General features: G+C 50.3%; 11 protein-coding genes. 5 read left to right on the top strand and 6 right to left on the bottom strand.

Features of this window, described 5'->3' with window-relative positions; genetic code table 11:
- Positions 1-78: 78 nt before the first annotated feature.
- Positions 79-1,554, top strand: coding sequence for a peptidase M64 (locus COV46_07100; protein ID PIR16756.1), 1,476 nt, complete (start codon positions 79-81; stop codon positions 1,552-1,554).
- Positions 1,555-1,570: 16 nt separating this feature from the next.
- Here COV46_07100 and COV46_07095 read toward each other — a convergent pair whose 3' ends face one another.
- From COV46_07095 to glmU, 5 genes are all read right to left on the bottom strand, one after another.
- Positions 1,571-3,004: a hypothetical protein gene (locus COV46_07095; protein PIR16755.1), complete on the bottom strand. Its 1,434-nt coding sequence runs from the start codon at positions 3,002-3,004 to the stop codon at positions 1,571-1,573.
- Complete coding sequence (locus COV46_07090) at positions 3,001-4,638, bottom strand: hypothetical protein (protein ID PIR16754.1); 1,638 nt, start codon at positions 4,636-4,638, stop codon at positions 3,001-3,003. The genes COV46_07095 and COV46_07090 overlap by 4 nt, the downstream gene beginning before the upstream one ends.
- A 35-nt stretch (positions 4,639-4,673) precedes the next feature.
- A complete protein-coding gene (locus tag COV46_07085; GenBank protein PIR16753.1) occupies positions 4,674-6,917 on the bottom strand; it encodes an ATP-dependent DNA helicase PcrA in 2,244 nt (747 codons plus the stop codon).
- Between the two features lie 121 nt (positions 6,918-7,038).
- Positions 7,039-8,871: a glutamine--fructose-6-phosphate transaminase (isomerizing) gene (gene glmS, locus COV46_07080; protein PIR16752.1), complete on the bottom strand. Its 1,833-nt coding sequence runs from the start codon at positions 8,869-8,871 to the stop codon at positions 7,039-7,041.
- Between the two features lie 63 nt (positions 8,872-8,934).
- Complete coding sequence (glmU, locus tag COV46_07075) at positions 8,935-10,308, bottom strand: UDP-N-acetylglucosamine diphosphorylase/glucosamine-1-phosphate N-acetyltransferase (protein PIR16751.1); 1,374 nt, start codon at positions 10,306-10,308, stop codon at positions 8,935-8,937.
- A gap of 300 nt (positions 10,309-10,608) precedes the next feature.
- On the opposite strand from glmU, the gene COV46_07070 reads away from it, so the two are divergent.
- From COV46_07070 to COV46_07055, 4 genes are read left to right on the top strand one after another with little or no spacing between them, the layout of a single operon-like run.
- Complete coding sequence (locus COV46_07070; protein ID PIR16750.1) at positions 10,609-11,304, top strand: hypothetical protein; 696 nt, start codon at positions 10,609-10,611, stop codon at positions 11,302-11,304.
- Positions 11,305-11,315: 11 nt separating this feature from the next.
- Positions 11,316-12,872, top strand: a complete 1,557-nt coding sequence (locus COV46_07065; protein PIR16749.1) for a hypothetical protein — start codon at positions 11,316-11,318, stop codon at positions 12,870-12,872.
- A 51-nt stretch (positions 12,873-12,923) separates the two neighbouring features.
- Complete coding sequence (locus COV46_07060; protein PIR16748.1) at positions 12,924-14,177, top strand: hypothetical protein; 1,254 nt, start codon at positions 12,924-12,926, stop codon at positions 14,175-14,177.
- Positions 14,104-15,144 carry a histone deacetylase gene (locus COV46_07055; GenBank protein ID PIR16747.1) on the top strand — a complete coding sequence of 347 codons (1,041 nt, stop codon included), beginning with the start codon at positions 14,104-14,106 and terminating at the stop codon, positions 15,142-15,144. The genes COV46_07060 and COV46_07055 overlap by 74 nt, the downstream gene beginning before the upstream one ends.
- A gap of 1 nt (position 15,145) precedes the next feature.
- Here COV46_07055 and COV46_07050 read toward each other — a convergent pair.
- Positions 15,146-16,537, bottom strand: a 1,392-nt coding sequence (locus tag COV46_07050; protein PIR16746.1) for a hypothetical protein, incomplete at its 5' end; no start/stop codon positions are given.

Genomic DNA, 16,537 nt, shown 5'->3' with positions numbered 1-16,537 from the left:
CAGTGCGAGTGAAAGGGGTTTGGGGGGAAACGGTGAGTCTTCGAACCGGTCGTTCCCCCCATCAGAATAGGAGGCTCCATGAAGAAGTCGTGTCTTATGCTTTTTGCGGTGCTCATGTCGGCAGCAACCGCGGCCTTTGCCGGAAGCAGGACCTTTGACGATCTCTTTGCAGATGATACAATGCGCATTGACTATCTGCACACCGGCGACTCAAAGACAGAGTTCATTACCATCGACACCATCTATAAGCAGGGGAGGTGGGCCGGGAGCGTGAAGAACCTGATAGATGAGAGGAATTTGGGCAAATATTATGCAAAGATCTACGATAAGGCATCAAAGGAGCTCATCTTCTCCAAGGGGTTTGATACTTATTTCGGCGAATACAGGACTACGGACGATGCGATAAAAGGGGTAAAGAAAAGTTATCAGGAGTCGATGCTGATCCCGTATCCAAAGGCCGATATCATCTTCACGATAGAAAGCAGGGGGAAGAACAATGAACTTAAGGAGATATTCAGGCAGGAGATAGATCCCAAAAGTACGAACATAAATAAAGAGGCCCTTTCGAGAGGCGTGAAGGTCTTTAAGACCGTTCATAACGGCGAACCTCATACGCACATTGATATTGCCGTTGTGGCCGAAGGTTACACGGCCGCCGAAGAGGGTAAGGTAGTAAAGGACTTTAACCGTTTTGCAAGGACGATGCTTTCGCAGGAGCCCTATAGATCTTTAAAGGATAAGATAAACATATACGGTGTCTTTAAACCCTCAGATGAGAGCGGGTGTGACGAGCCGAGCCACGGTTCTTTTAAGAACACCGCCATAGACACAACGTTCGATTCTTTGGGGTCGGAGCGTTATCTGATGACGGAGAACAATAAAGCGCTTCGCGACATCGCGGCCCATGCCCCCTACGATGCCCTGACCATAATGGTCAACCACAAGCGCTATGGCGGCGGTGGCATATACAATCTCTACTCCGTTTTCACTACCGACAACCAGTGGTATAAATATCTTATCGTTCACGAGTTCGGGCATTCTTTCGCTGGTCTCGCCGACGAATATTATACCTCTTCTACGGCTTACAATGACTTCTATCCCAAGGGCATTGAGCCGCTTGAGCCGAACATCACCGCCCATCCAAAGAAGAAAGAGCTCAAGTGGGAAGGGCTTGTCACTCAGGGAGTGGACACTCCAACGCCTTGGGAGAAGGAGGGTTTCGATAAGATGGACCTGGCCTACCAGAAAATAAGGCAGGAGCTGAACAAGAAGCTGGCCGCAATGAAGAGGTCCGGCGCCCCGAAGGCCGAGATCAGAGATCTCGAGAACGAGATAGAGCGACGTTCAAAAGATGCGGCCATGAACTCGGACGATTATCTTTCTAAGAGCAGGTTCAAGGGGAAGGTAGGAGCCTTTGAAGGGGCTGGGTATTCCTCAGAGGGTCTTTATCGACCGATGCTGGATTGCATCATGTTCACTAAAGGCGCAAAACCTTTTTGCAAGGTGTGTGAAAGGGCGATCGCCGATAATATAAAATATTATTCCGGGTTTTAGGTTCATTGGGCGATATCTATCTTTCAAGTTTGATCAAGATGTAGGCCTTGGGACCGTTCGTTACGGGGATCGCCTTTATGACCCTGTAGCCGCCGAGCAGTGAACCCTCTTTGAGATCATGCGAGGGGAACGGTCCTACGATCACTTCAACACCAGAACTGTGAGCGAGCGAAACGAGGTCTTCCGGGGATGCCGCCTTCCATGGGGATGTATAGTCGACATTCACGCCCAACTCACTTCTTAACAGCCAGACATTTCCCAAGTTGCCGCCTCTTGCCGTTGACCATACGGAGCCTGCCGAACCAAGTCCAAGATCCTTGGCGGCGGTTATAACCGGTCGCCAATCGGGCCATTGCCGGTCGATCTTCAGCGGTCTTGCCGATAGATTCAGAGCTGAAAAAATGATGACCGGTACGATTATATATTGCAGTTTCCGTGTAATTTCCGATATCCTGCAAAGGAAGATGCCGGCCGGGATCGATAGGAACATCACGGCAAGATAGAGGTTCCTGTTCATCGCGAAATTATTGCCGCTAGCTAGGTGATAAAGAATAATCGGGAACCCGGCAAAAAAAATGACGGTTTCTCCGAGGGCCAGATTTTCTTTACGCCATATCAGTCGATACGTGCAGAAGGACATTTCGGCAAGGGCCAATACCACTGCAGGGCCACCTCTCCAGAAGACCTCCTTTATTATGACGACATAAGAAAGTTTCGTGGCAAGGACCTGTAAGGCGTCGTTCCTTGCGTGGGCCACCGCTGCAAGGATGTGTCTATGTTCGAAGGCCCAGTAGAGACCAGAGAAAAATATCATCCCTCCCCAAAGATATTGAAGCAGCCAGTATCTCTTGTTCGTGTATGCGAAGTACAGCCCAATAAGGGCGGCAACAGGAAGGTAGAGATGTGTTACATAGCGTGAGGCGGCTGCCATGGCCAAAGAGAATGCCGCCAGGATAAGTGTCCTGCCAGAACCGCGATCAAACCCTTTTGCCGTAAGCCACAGTCCAAGGGAAAGGAGCATGAATGAGAGCGAGTCGTATCCGGCAATCGTGTTCGCAAAAACGACCGGGGCGGATGCAGAAAATATGATCGCGGCGTAAAACGCGGCCTTCCTTTCGCTGACATCTGGCGACGCTTTGCGTACGAACATGCGCGCAAATTGATATATAAACGCCGCGGTGGCCGCTCCGAAGATGGCCGAAAGAAGCCTTGCCGCAAGGAACCCCCCGGCGATGTTGGCAAGATTTGAGAGTTCTGGCCAGAGCCTTACGTCACCGGTTATATAAAAGACATTGCCGAGCCTTGGGGCGTAAGAGTAGAAAGATTCGTCGATAAAGGGTCCATTGTAATTGATGCCGGAATAAAATATTGTAACGAAAAGGAAGAATGCGACGATACCCGGGAGATGCCAGTCGATACGCCGCAAAAAAACTTTAAGGTGATTGTTCATATGCTGTTGGCCCTTTTTTCGGCATCTATCTTAATAGGAAGCCCGCTGATAAATGACATCATTACGGCTGCGGCATAGGGGACCGACTGGATAGTAAGAACGATTATCCACACATGCATATCAAAGGTCTGAATGCCTATCTTTACCGTTAATGCAAATGCCGAAAGGAGAAGGGCCATCATGAAGAACAACTCCTCCCTTGCGGTCGACAGCGCGTGAAGTACGGCGAAAGAAGCCGCTCTTTTAGGCGTCCTGAAGAAAGGTTTTCCCTTTGTAGTGAAACCCTGCAGAACGGCAACGGCTATTGTGTGTGAAAGTGCGGTTCCCGCGATTGCCGCCGAAATTGTATTTAAAACACCCTCTCCGATCCGCGTTCTGTAGATGTATACGAGCTTTACTATCTTGAACATGAATAGGACGATGGGGAGCATGGCGAATTCGGCCATCGGAGGATCTATCTTTCTCGGAGCCAGAAGCATTGCCAGCGTCCAAAGAAGAGCGGCGAAGTTGAAGATGAGATTGGCCGAATCCGCTATCCATGGGAGCCATCCTGCAAAGAAGTGATATTTCTGGCCCCGCGTCAGTGCGTTTTTCTCTCTACCAAATATCTTCCTTGCATGGTGCCTTAGTATCTGTATGGCGCCATAGGCCCATCTGAACCTCTGTTTCTTGAAGTCGATGAATGTGTCGGGGATCAACCCCTTGCCGCAGCTTTTGGGTATGTACATTGCCTCGTAACCATTTTCGAATATCCGAAGGCCCAGCTCGGCGTCCTCGGTTATGCACCATTCGGCCCAACCGCCCACCTCTTCCAGCACGTTCTTTTTAACCAGCGTCATCGTTCCGTGCTGGATAATGGCGTTTCTTTCGTTTCTCGTGATCATGCCTATGTAAAAGAAACCGCGGTATTCCGAATAGCACATCGCCTTAAAAATGCTCTCATCCTCGTCCCGATAGTCCTGAGGGGCCTGAACTATCGCGGTCCTTTTGTTCATGAACTGAGGGACAAGGTCCTTGAGCCAGTTCCTGTCCACATTGTAGTCGCTGTCGATGACCCCGATGACCGAGGCATCTTTGGATGTTTTGAGAAGCGCGTAATTGAGCGCTCCCGATTTGAACCCGGAAAGCTTGTCCTCGTGAAAGAAACGAAATCTTGGGCCGAGCTTTTCGGCATGGATAAGGACAGGTATCCAGACCACCTCATCCTTGGTGTTGTTGTCCATCACGATGACCTCGAACCGCGGATAGTCAAGGTCGGCAAGGGCGTTCAGTGTCTCTATTACCATTTCCGGCGGTTCGTTGTAGGTTGGAACATGTATGGAGACCATCGGCAGTTCTTCGTCCAGAAGTCTTGCGGGAACGAACGGTCTGCGTCTTTCTCTTACCCAGAGCGCCTCCGCCCATTCGTGGGATTCTGTGAATATCACGATGATAACGCCCAGCATTCCGGTGAACATCAGTACTCCAACTATGACCGAAGAGAAAGTGAGATACTGGAGGGTGTAGTCATAGGCGACCCAGACGGCTACGGTTGCTGCCGCGAACGATATTATCGCCAGAAAACCCCTGCCGCGGGTCTTTAGAGTGTGGCTGTCGACAAGAATGACCCCAAGGGCGATAATGGCGATCAGCATCGATATTCCGGCAAGGATGTGTGTTCATAGAGCTTTCAATAAACGCTTAATTTCGCGTATTGGGCGGAGAGGTTCTTCAGTTCGCCTGTTTTGAACTGGATGATCAGTTTTTGCTGGCCGATCTTTCCTTCTGTCTTTCTTATTATTCCTTCGCCGAAAGTGGGGTGGCGGACACGTTGGCCGACGCGATAGCCGGTATTCGGTGATCGGTTATCGGTGATCGGTGAAGAGGGGAGGGCAAATCGTGAAGAGTTGTTGACTATTTCCTGGTCCTCGAATGTTACCTGACTGAAGTCATCACAGTTGCATCCCTGACCGAAATCGTCCCTTTCAGCATTCTCTTTGCGCCCTAAGGCGTACGGCGTACTGCGCACAGAGCACTGAGTGCGCAGTACAAATTTTTCAGGAATTTCATCCATGAACCTTGAAGGGACGTTATAGCTGAAGCTCCCCCTTATCATCCGCTGGTTCGCGTGAGCAAGGTGAACCTTCTTCCTTGCGCGTGTCATCCCTACGTAAAAAAGGCGTCTCTCTTCTTCAAGTTCGGCGCTCTCGTCGAGCGCCCTTATATGGGGGAGTACGCCTTCCTCCATGCCTACTATGAAGATATAAGGGAACTCAAGTCCCTTGGCCAGGTGCAGTGTCATTAAGGGAAGGACATCTTCGCCTTCATTGTAAGAGTCTATGTCGCTTATGAGCGCCACCTGATCCAGAAAATCGGCCAGGGTCATTTCGGGTTGTGCCTTTATAGCTTCGCTCACCGCCGATATCAGTTCGTCTATGTTAAGGACACGTTCGTTCGTCTCTTCCGTCCTTTCGGCGACCAGATCTTCCACATATCTTGTCTTATTGACCGCCTCCGCCACAAGTTCGGCGGGGGGAAGGTCGCGAAGCTCGGTCAACTCTTTCACAAGAAGGGCGAACTTTAAAAGCTTTTGCCGTGTTCCGCTATTAAAGTCGGGAGGTTGAAGATGTGTAGTGATATATTCATAGATCGTTACGCCGGCGGCGGATGAATATGCCTCAAGTTTTTTGACCGTTGTATTTCCGATGCCGCGGGCGGGGATGTTTATGATCCGCTTGAGGCTTACGTTCTCGTTCGGGTTTATGACAAGTCTTAAGTAGGCGATGATGTTCTTTATCTCGGCGCGGTCATAGAATCGAATGCCTCCGTATATCACATAAGGTATCCGTTCACGGCGGAACTCGTCTTCGAACACGCGCGATTGGGCGTTGGTACGGTAGAATATGGCGATATCCTTATGAAGGATGCCGGAGGAGGTGAGGTTCCTTATCTCCTTAACTACGGACCTTGCCTCTTCGCGTTCGTCCGCTACTTCAATCATGTTTATCGGCTCGCCTTCCTCGTTATCCGTCCAGAGTGTCTTCGGTTTTCTTTCGCTGTTGTTGGCGATAACGGCGTCGGATGCGGCAAGGATCGTCTTTGTGGAGCGGTAGTTCTGCTCCAGCTTTATGACGTTCGCGCCTTCAAAGTCGCGCTCAAAGTCGAGGATGTTGCTTATGTCGGCGCCGCGCCATGCATAGATTGATTGATCGGGGTCGCCTACGACGGAGATGTTCTTATACTTATCGGAAAGCATGCGTATGAGCTCGTATTGCGAGTGGTTGGTATCCTGATATTCGTCGACCAGTATGTATCTGAACTTGCTTTGATAGTGCTTTAGCACCTCCGGATGTTTTCTGAAGAGCATTACGGTGAGCATGATAAGGTCGCCAAAGTCGACCGCACCGTTCTTTTGCAGTTCTTCCTGATATCTTTTGTAGACCTCGGCCATCTTTCCCTGATAAAAATCGCCGCTCGGATAATTGTCAGGAGTGGTTAAAGAATCCTTCGCCCTGGATATCTTTTCAACGGCGCCGCGTGGCGTGACGAGTCTATCGCTTATATTAAGTTCGATAAGTATCTTTTTGATGAGAGACAACTGGTCCGAACTGTCAAATATGACAAAGTGGGGCGAAAGGCCCGTATGCTCGGCATTGCGCCGGAGTATCTTAAGACATGCCGAGTGAAACGTGTTTATCCATACTTCGCGCGCTGTGAGGCCTATCGTGCGCTCGATGCGGTTCCTCATCTCGGCGGCGGCCCTGTTCGTGAACGTCACCGCCAATATCTCGGACGGGTGAACATGTTTGTTCCTTATGAGATGAACGACCCTTTCCGTAAGCACACGCGTCTTGCCTGAACCCGCGCCAGCGAGAATGAGCAAAGGCCCATTTTCATGCTCTATGGCAAATCGTTGTTGTTCATTTAGTTCCATAATTAAAGTCAATGACCAATTATCAAGTTCCAATGACGAATAAAATCACAATGACACAATGTTCAAACAAATGGTCATTGGAATTTGGACATTCATTCGTCATTGGGAAATTAGGCATTGGTCATTCTACGGTAACGCTCTTGGCAAGGTTCCTCGGCTGATCGACATCGGTACCTTTATGGTCTGCGATGTAATAGGCGAACAGCTGTAACGGGAGAGCATAAAGGATGGGGCTTGTGTACCAGCTCGTATGCGGCATATAGATGACATCCTTTGCCTTAGAGGCTATCTGCCTATCGCCTTCGTTGGCGAGGGCGATAACATCGGCGCCCCTTGCGCGTACCTCTTCGATGTTGCTCATCACCTTGTCGTAGGTGTAGCCCTTGGGGATCATGGCGAGAACTGGGGTGCCGTTCTCGATGAGGGCAATAGGCCCATGCTTAAGCTCTCCAGCGGCAAAGCCTTCTGCGTATACGTAGGATATCTCTTTTAATTTAAGCGCGCCTTCGAGGGCCACCGGAAAATGGACGCCCCTTGCGATATACAGGAACTGGGTCTTGTCCGAATACCTTTGCGCTATATCTTTTATCTTGCCGGCGCTATCAAGGAGCTTTTTCATCTGGCCGGGGAGCTCCAATATTTCGGCGACCCGGTGTTCAATGTAATCCGCATCTATTTTACCCAGCTTTTTGCCGAAACATAAGGCAAGTAGAAGCAGGGCGGTGAGCTGTGCGGTGAACGCCTTGGTTGAGGCAACTCCTATCTCAGGTCCCGCGTGTGTGTAGATAACGGCGTCGGAAACCCTGGCGACGGAGCTGTCAACAACGTTGCAGATGGCAAGGACCTTTGCGCCAGATTCTACCGCCATTTTGAGTGCGGCCAGAGTGTCCGCTGTTTCACCAGACTGTGAGATGGGGATGAAGAGGGTTTTGCTCGTTATAATAGGATCGCGGTATCGAAATTCGCTGGCAAGGTCGACGGCCACCGGTATGCGGCATATGCGCTCTATCCAGTATTTTCCGGTGAGGGCCGCGTGCCACGATGTCCCGCATGCCACAATATAGACCCTGTCGAACGGGAACTTGCCGTTCTTCCATAAGGGGTCGAGCTCTTTAAGGATGACCTTGCCGGATCCGGGGGCAACGCGTCCGCCTATTGTGTCTTCAAGTATCTTAGGTTGTTCGAATATTTCCTTGAGCATGAAATGCTTGAACCCGCCCTTTTCGGCCATTAAAGGGTCCCATGTGATGATCTTTGGTTCCCTTTTGACAGGATTGTGCGCGTGATCGCGAATAGAAACAGCGTCTGCGGTTATCTTTCCTACTTCATCGTCCTCCAGGAATATCACCTTGCGGGTGTAGGGAAGGAGAGCGGGGACGTCTGATGCGATGAAATTTTCATGCTCACCCAGGCCAACCACAAGCGGGCTACCGTGTTTGGCCATATAAACGGTATTTTTATCTTTAACGTTCATTATGGCAAGGGCGTAGGAGCCTTTTATCTTTGCAAGGGAGCGCGAGATCGCATCTTTCATTTGAAGCCCTTGAGAAACGAACTGGTAAATAAGATGGGCGACTATCTCTGTATCGGTCTCGGAGGTGAACTCGTGTCCTTTACTGATAAGTTGTTTTCTTAGCTCAGCATGATTCTCTATGATGCCGTTGTGGACGACCACAATATCGCCTGCGCGGTGGGGATGGGCGTTCTCTTCAGATGGGCGCCCGTGGGTGGCCCATCTGGTGTGACCTACGCCGATGTGACCTTCGGGTTTGCACCCGTTGACCATGTTCTCAAGATTGGCCAGTTTTCCAACGGAACGTTTCACGCAAAGCTCACCGTCAGACATGACGGCGATGCCGGCGGAGTCGTACCCGCGGTATTCAAGTCTTTTGAGCCCGTCAATAAGGACATCCGTTGCGTTACGATGTCCGACATATCCTACTATTCCGCACATAAAAACAGTGAACAGTGATCAGTAAATAGTGATTAGTGAACATCACCTATTTCTATCTATTGTTCACTTGTTCGATTTCCAGTCTCCCTTGATTACCTGACGAGACCTTGCTATTGCAAGTGAATTTTCGGGAACGCTCTCGGTTATCGTGGAGCCCGCGGCTATCGTTGAGTTGTTTCCAATTTCAACCGGTGCTACGAGCTGGACATCGCTTCCTATAAAGACATCGTTGCCGATAGTCGTCTTGTGCTTTTCTTTGCCGTCGTAATTGCAGGTTATCATGCCGCAACCCACATTAGTCCTTTCGCCGATGACGGCGTCGCCTATGTAGCTTAAGTGGTTGGCCTTGGATCCCTTTTTGAGGGTAGACTTCTTGATCTCCACGAAATTTCCCACCTTGGCCTCGTTTTCGATCAGAACCCCGGGCCGGAGTCTTGCAAACGGGCCTATCGTTGCGTTGTCCTTGATCTCTCCCTCTTCAATATATGAATAGGCGTTTATCTTTACATTATCGCCTATCTTCATGTTCTTTATAACGGCGCCGTTCTCTATTCTGCAGCCCTTGCCTATCTTGGTCTTGCCGGATATGAAGGCGTGAGGGTAAATGACCGTGTCGGCCCCTATTTCAACCCCGTCATCTATATAAGTATGCAACTCGTCCACTATCCCGACCCCCGCGAGCATCATCTTGTCGAGGATGCGGTATCTCATGTGCCTGTTGACTTCCGCAAGTTCGATGCGTGTGTTGACGCCAAGGACTTCCTCGTGTTCTTTTATGCAGGTGGCGCTGACCCTCTTTCCTTCTTTGGAAGCTATCTCGATTATGTCGGTCAGGTAGAACTCTTTTTGCGCGTTCTTGGGAGATATCTTCTTGAGCGATTCAAAGAGCCAATCCTTTTTAACGTAGTATATGCCGCTGTTCACCTCTCTCACCATAAGCTCGGGAGGTGAAGCGTCCTTGGCCTCTTTTATTCCGGTGACCATCCCTCTGTTGTCCCTAAGTATCCTCCCGTAGCTTGCCGGGTCCTTGAGGTCCATTGTAAGAAGGCCGCAGATGGCCTCTTTGGCGTGCGTGTCGGTTATCAGTTTTTTGAGTGTTTCGGGCCTTATAAGGGGCACATCGCCAGGGATGATGACGATATATTCGGACTCTTTGTTGATAGGATTTTCGGCGGACCTGACCGCATCTGCTGTTCCGAGCTGCTCTTTTTGTACGGTTAGCGAAACATTGTCCTGGTCGCCGAACAGTTCCGTGAAGCGTCCTTTTTGTTCCTCGCTGATGACCACTATTACCTGACCCGCGCCGGCATCGAGACACGATCTGACCGGATAGGTCACAAGGGGTCTGCCTGATACCAGATGGAGCACCTTGGGAAGGGTGGACTTCATCCTTGTGGATTTGCCCGCGGCCAGTACAACTGCCGTTGTATTTTGCATAGGGTCGGCTATCTAGCCCTTTTGGCACTTTAAATCAAGAAAATCTATAGAATGCCCGCAAATTGGCATGCAGTTTGCTTTACCAGTAAGTAGCGCATGCGCGTTCTTTAAAAAGAAGCTTAAAATCGGACGGTTGGTGCAAACCGGGATGACCGCGGCTGACGAATTTTTGACGGTTTGGAACCTTTAGATTTCCATTATGGTAATCTTGAGCCGTTCGCCGATTTTATTGTTTGATTTATGGGGATAAATAGGGTTAATCTGGGCGCGCATGGTTCTACATCCTGAGCTTGTCGAAGGATGAAAATGTTCATGGTTCGACAGACTCATCACGAACGAAAGGATCGATATATGAGAAAATATTTGATCGTTTTAGCCGTTTTTTTAACAGTGCCGGCACTGGCCTCTGCGACCCAGACGAGGTCAAATGTCCCTTTGGAACGGATGGCAAATGACGCCTGTTTCATATTTTCGGGCAAAACCACCGATATCTCTTCGTGCAACGATCCAAGCCTAAAGGTCTTGGGGTGCAAGGTCTACACGGTCGTTCTCGACAAGATAGTCACCATGTGTGTCCCGAAAGCCGATGGAACAGAGTGGAAGAGCGGCGACAAGTTCACATACAAGGTCGCTACCGCGGTCAAGGGAAATGCCTATCCTCGCGGCGATTTCTTTCAGTTTCTTGCAAAGCCTTCAAGGCTTGGCCTCACGGCTCCGATCAATTTAAGCGAAGGCGTACTCCCCGTTCAAAGGCCATCAGAGGGGGTAAGCCTTTTAAGGCTTTCAAATTCCCGCGAAATGTTCCTGAAGAACATCAAGAACGTGAATCTTTTAAGGACGCAGATGCTTTTACAACAGCCGGTAGCGAAGCCGGTTCCTGGCCAGAGTAAGGCCGTCCTTGAGAGGGCGCCGGTAAAGGTGGAGAACGACCAGATAGATATCGATGACTTTATAGGTATTGTGAAACAGTTGAGGGAAAAGCCTGTTTCCAAGTAAGAGGTGACAATATGAAGAAGCTCATATTAATTCTTTCACTCCTTTTTATAGCATCCAACGCGTTCGCTTACGGAGCATTCTACTCCTATCCCGAAACCACCGGTGGCGAGCCGTACCGCTGGAAGAATGGCAAGACATTATGGAAATATGATATCGGGCGTTTTTCAAAAAAGGTCCCCGTTGAGCCCGAAGCCAGTCATGTTGAGTTTTGCAAATCCGCCACTGTCGACCCATGCGGCTCCGAAATGATCAAGTGCGGCATTCTTAAATGTGTCGAGAAAAAGTTCAAGGAGTGGAGCGATGCAAAGATGCTAGCCGGCACCAGCCCCACCAAAGAGGTCAAGGTGGCAAATCTTTCATTTATAAAAATTGGTCCAATGAGTCACGACGTAGAAAGCTCCGTGCTTGATTCTGATAGAAATATCTATCAGGAATATGATAAAGGGACCGTTAAGAACCCAATGACACATATCATCTTTGATGAGGATGGTTCGATACTTCAGGATATCTACGGCGAAGGAAATAAGCCTCCGCTAGGGCTTACTTTGCTTTTCAAGGACGCAAAGTCTCCTTATTATACGGGTGGAATGGTCATCCTTAACGGCCTTGCATTTGACGGGGAGACAGGGGGAGATGTAAAGGAACTGGCATCCGCCAAGTATGTTTCCGGAACTATACTTCACGAGCTCGGTCATTTGATAGGCTTGGACCACACACAACCTCTGCGTGACATTTTAGGGGCCAGCGAAACCTCGGCGCCAAACAAGCCGAACTTTGTGCCGACCATGTACCCGTCTAATATCGATGAGGAGCAGGCATCCCTTAAGAACGACGACAAGAGCGGCGTGGCGTACATCTATTGGGATGAAGGGACCACACAGGAATTCAAGGATGGTTTTTGCAGGATAGAGGGGGAGGTAAAGAACGCGAGCACCGGCGAATCTTATCAGGGGGTAAATGTCGTTGCTTATACGGATGGGGACAACATTAAAGAGAGTGAAAAATATGGCGGCCAGATCTCCTTTGTTAGCGGCTCTATGTATTATCCTGATGTCAAGGACGTCCCTCTTGGAAAATATGTGATAGTTGGGAGAATGGGCGGAGTTCCGACAAAGGTTGTGATGCAGGCGATCATGTCTAAGTGGGCGGGTAGTTCGGAAAGTGGATTTGCAGGGTCTATCAACCCTTACGGGGTAGGTGAGAATTCGGATGATTGGCTGGATGGTCCCTCTGAGGCCCTGTTTGCCAAGGACGGCAACACGGTGGTCTCCGAAGGTGGAAAGACCTGCGTGATATGCGATCTTGTCAAGGACGGAAGCCCGAAGTCATCTGATGCCTACAGCGCCTATCAGGATGCCTGCGAGATAAAAGAGGTGAGCCTTATGACAATGAGGGCGACCGATGCTCCTGCCCCTGCCGAAAGCAAGGAACAGGAGGAAAACTCTTCCGACAGCCCCAAAAAAGGCTTCTGCATGTCCCTAGCGGCGCCTTATAACCCCGCATGGGGAGCCGTTCTCCCGGTTCTTGTAGGCCTTTTGTTCGCGACCCGAAGAAGGCTTCAAAAATAGTTAAAAAAACGAGCAACTTTTTCCTTATCCTGCCGAAAATACTTATACACGATGAAAAAGCCCCTTTTTGCCATTATCTTCTTTTTATCCCTGTTGATTACCGATAACCGGTCACCGTTCACCTCTGCACATGCCGGTGGTCCCTTCTTCGTCACAAATGACGGAGTTCCCCTAAAATGGAGCGATGACACATTAAAGTGGATTACCGACGGCGGAGACCTTAACGCAAACGTCACCTCTTTAAAGGCCGCGGAATGGATAGGGGGGCTTTTTGGCATCTGGGGAGGATCTAGCCTTGCAGATCAGAACGGAGCCGCCATAGATGTCGCAGATATTGACTTTGAGTTCGCGGGCACACTTCCCGAAGATGTTAACGAGACCAACTATATAGATATTATCAACGACCATAGGGGCGAGGCTGTGATCGTGTTCGATGAAACGGGAGCCATCATAGACCTTGAGCTTGGAGAGAAGGCAAGTAGCTACGTGGTAGGATTTGCGTCGCCTTTCAGCGTTGGAAAGGATGAATTTGCCGGCGGTATCATCGTGCTTAACGGTCTTTTCATTGACGGCAACAAAAGTAATGGAGTGGAAGTTAGTGAGGACGAATTTAGGGCGGCCATCCTTCATGAGATAGGCCATCTCCTGAACCTCGATCATACGCAGGCAAATATAGAGGCGGTCAAAAGAGTTAGGGACGGCGACGATTCCCTTATCGATGAGATCCCGACGATGTATCCGATACTTTTTTCCAAGGAACAGCTGGTTCTTCACGTCGATGACGTTGTCTCTCTTGCCGAGCGATATCCTGCACAGGGCTATTTGGACAGCTTTTGCAGGGTAGAAGGAGCCCTAGAAGACACCGACGGAAAAGGTTTTCAGGGCGCCGATGTCGTTGCGAGGGCCATCGATCCACTATATCAGTGGGAGGATATAAGAACCATCGTTTCAGGCGTCATGTACCCAAAGGGTACAAAGAACGGTTCTTATGTCCTAGGTGGCCTTGTCCCGGGTCGCGAATATATAGTCGGTTACCGTGGCATAGACAGGTCCTTTACCGGCGGCTCCAGCATCGCGCCATACGACCCACCAAGAAGCGGCGTTGTGAGCGCTATCATATCCGAGAGCATTGTCGCCTGCGGCAGGGGTGGGGCAAGTTACGAGATCGCATCTTCGGGAAAGGTAGAGTCCAAGGACCCCCTTACTGCCAACTCTTCGGAAGACGGATCGGATGGAAACGGGACCTTCGATACCGATGCAACCGCTCCATCCGGCGGATGTAGCCTTATACCAAGATCTTTTTAGTCTTTTCTTTTTTCTCCAATCTGTTAGAAAAGCGCTCATGTCAGTCGGATACGTTTGGGAAGATCTGTACACTAGGCACAACATGGGTGAGTACCACCCGGAGTCCCCCTTAAGGCTCAAGGCCGTGAAAAACGTTATCGATGATGTGAAGGTTGCGCCTTTCCTGACGAGGCTCATTCCCAAACCTGCCACCAAAGAAGAGCTTTCATGGGTGCATGACGGTCATTACATAGATCGCATTGAATCTACTTCAGGTAAATTCGAAGATCTTGACCCCGACACCTCTACATGTCCGGCAACATGGGATGCGGCGCTTCTTGCCGCCGGCGGCGTGATCGCGTGCGTAGATTATGTGATGGAAGAGAAATATTCCCATGGCGCGTTCGCCTTTGTAAGGCCGCCCGGGCATCATGCAGAGCGTACCCATGCGATGGGTTTCTGCTTCTTTAATAATATTGCGATAGGGACCGAACATGCCATAAATAAGTATGGGCTGAAAAGGGTCGCCGTTCTTGATTTTGACGTTCATCACGGCAACGGAACACAGAACCATTTCTATAACAGGGGAGATGTCCTTTTCGCCTCCGTCCACCGTCATCCATTTTACCCGGGAACCGGCGATGCGATAGAGACCGGTAAGGGCCTAGGCAAGGGACTTAATATCAACGTCCCGTTAAATGGCGGCGGAGGAGACGAAGAGTTCCGTGCCGCTTGGGATAATATTCTGGCAAAGGTCGAAGGGTTCAAGCCGGAGCTTATAATGGTATCTGCAGGGTTCGATGCCCACGTAGAGGATCCTCTTGGAGGTATGAAGTTGACGACCGGCGCTTACCGGCGGCTTGCATCGAAACTTGTCTTGCTTTCCAAGAAGGTGTGCGGCGGGCGCCTTGTATTGGTCCTCGAAGGCGGCTACAGTCTTTCGGCGCTTCGCTCCTGCGTCAAGGCCGTTCTTGAAGAGATGATCTAGGTCAAAACTCCAGGTCGTCCTCTCCGCCGTCGGATGCTTTTGGAGCCGGAGGAACGTACGGCAAAGAGTCCTGCGGCGCCATATCCTCATCGAAGAAGTCTATCGCGCGATCTGTGACGCGTCTTTCAGAGCTCAAGCCTTCGCGAAGCATACTGTATCCCTTGAAATAAACGGCGGAACCTCCGCTTATGCTGGCAATACGCTCTTCTTTAAGCCCGTTTGGAGGTTCGAATTTCCTTGCCTCCATATTCTTGGTGGCTTCCTTCATATACTCAAGGAATATCGGGGCGGCGGTGACCCCTCCCGTTTCTCTGGAGCCGATCCGGGTGATGTTATCAAAGCCTATCCAAACTCCGGCGGCGAGGTCGGGGGTGAAGCCTACGAACCAGCAGTCTGTCTCGTCGTTCGTTGTCCCTGTCTTTCCGGCCACGGGACGTCCGAGCGCCTTTACACGTATTCCGGTCCCTCTATCAACGACACCGGTCAGAAGCTTGGTCATTAAAAAGGCGGTTTGCGGGGTTATTACATGGTCCTTTGGGACGGCCTCGCCGTAAAGGACCTTAATGTCCTCCTGGCTTAACACTAGTTTATCGGAGTCGATATATTTTTGCCCTTCCTCAAAGAGTTTGTGGTTCAGGTCCTTGAATTTGGATGCAAGTTCTTCAGAGACATCGAACGCCTCATCGGCGGTCTTGTTGGCCTCGTCTATCTTTTTCAGGTCTACCTCTTCAAGAACGTTTCCATCGGTGTCCGTTATCTTTGTTATATAGATAAGGTTGGGTCTTATCCCTGCGTTGTCGAACGTAGAATATGCCCTGACCATTTCTGAAAGATAGACGCCGTTGGAACCGAGCGCCATCGAAAGATATTTGCCGATCGGAGTTGTGAGCCCCATCTTGCGAATGTAGGCGGTAAGATAATGAAGCCCGATATCGTTCGCTATTTTTACCGTTGGGATGTTCCGCGAGTGAATGAGGTCGCTTTCAAACGTGGTGAGGCCGGCATATTTCCCGCCGTAGTTCTTGGGCGCCCACTGAGGCTGATTTATGCCTACGGAATAGATCACCGGACCGTCGAGGATCGGAGTTGAATATTTATAACCTTTATCCAGGGCGGCCGAATATATGAACGGCTTGAACGATGAGCCGGGCTGACGAAGGGCCTGGACCGCGCGGTTGAATTCGCTCTCCTTGTAATCGTAACCGCCTATCATCGCCTTGACCCCGCCTGTATGCGGGTCCATCGAGAATAGGGCGCCTTCAACAAGCGGTCTTTGCGTAAGAAGGAACTCGCCTTCTTTTTCTGAAAGCTTGACAAGTATTATGTCGCCGGTCTTGAACCTGGTCTTTGGGTCGTTCAGATAGCTGGCATCTTCGTAGCCTTGCGAGTCGGT

The sequence above is a fragment of the Deltaproteobacteria bacterium CG11_big_fil_rev_8_21_14_0_20_49_13 genome, assembly GCA_002796305.1.
Lineage (GTDB): Bacteria > UBA10199 > UBA10199.
Note: the sequence above shows the minus strand (reverse complement) of the source record. Positions and strands in the feature narration are given on the sequence as shown.

Excerpts from the sequence above, each read along its gene's own strand:
- COV46_07100 (PIR16756.1), top strand. The coding sequence starts at position 79 with ATGAAGAAGTCGTGTCTTATGCTTTTTGCGGTGCTCATGTCGGCAGCA.
- COV46_07095 (PIR16755.1), bottom strand. The coding sequence starts at position 3,004 with ATGAACAATCACCTTAAAGTTTTTTTGCGGCGTATCGACTGGCATCTC.
- COV46_07090 (PIR16754.1), bottom strand. The coding sequence starts at position 4,638 with ATGCTGATCGCCATTATCGCCCTTGGGGTCATTCTTGTCGACAGCCAC.
- COV46_07085 (PIR16753.1), bottom strand. The coding sequence starts at position 6,917 with ATGGAACTAAATGAACAACAACGATTTGCCATAGAGCATGAAAATGGG.
- glmS (PIR16752.1), bottom strand. The coding sequence starts at position 8,871 with ATGTGCGGAATAGTAGGATATGTCGGACATCGTAACGCAACGGATGTC.
- glmU (PIR16751.1), bottom strand. The coding sequence starts at position 10,308 with ATGCAAAATACAACGGCAGTTGTACTGGCCGCGGGCAAATCCACAAGG.
- COV46_07070 (PIR16750.1), top strand. The coding sequence starts at position 10,609 with ATGAAAATGTTCATGGTTCGACAGACTCATCACGAACGAAAGGATCGA.
- COV46_07065 (PIR16749.1), top strand. The coding sequence starts at position 11,316 with ATGAAGAAGCTCATATTAATTCTTTCACTCCTTTTTATAGCATCCAAC.
- COV46_07060 (PIR16748.1), top strand. The coding sequence starts at position 12,924 with ATGAAAAAGCCCCTTTTTGCCATTATCTTCTTTTTATCCCTGTTGATT.
- COV46_07055 (PIR16747.1), top strand. The coding sequence starts at position 14,104 with ATGGAAACGGGACCTTCGATACCGATGCAACCGCTCCATCCGGCGGAT.